This window comes from Ochrobactrum sp. SFR4, assembly GCF_019730395.1.
GTDB lineage: Bacteria > Pseudomonadota > Alphaproteobacteria > Rhizobiales > Rhizobiaceae > Pseudochrobactrum.
The window spans coordinates 1-274 of record NZ_JAAPBB010000754.1 but is presented as its reverse complement, the minus strand read 5'-3'; the positions used below and the strand labels follow the sequence as shown (position 1 = coordinate 274).

1 pseudogene is annotated in these 274 nt (G+C 49.6%); it reads right to left on the bottom strand.

Annotated features, from left to right (window positions below):
* Positions 1 to 274, bottom strand: a pseudogene (locus tag HBA93_RS21100) (aspartate-semialdehyde dehydrogenase); the annotation flags it as partial.

The window sequence follows — 274 nt, the reverse complement described above, 5'->3', positions numbered from 1 at the left end:
CAACGAGCTGCGCTGTCGAGCAATTCGGATTGGCAATGATATTGCGCTTGCGGAAACCGTCGATTGCTTCAGGGTTTACTTCCGGAACGATCAGCGGCACATCAGCATCATAGCGCCATGCGGATGAGTTATCGATAACAACGCACCCCTGCGCACCGATTTTCGGCGACCATTCTTTAGAAACCGAACCACCGGCAGACATCAGGCAAATATCGACATCGGAAAAATCATAGGTGTCGAGAACCTTGGTTTTCAAGGTTTTATCGCCATAAGA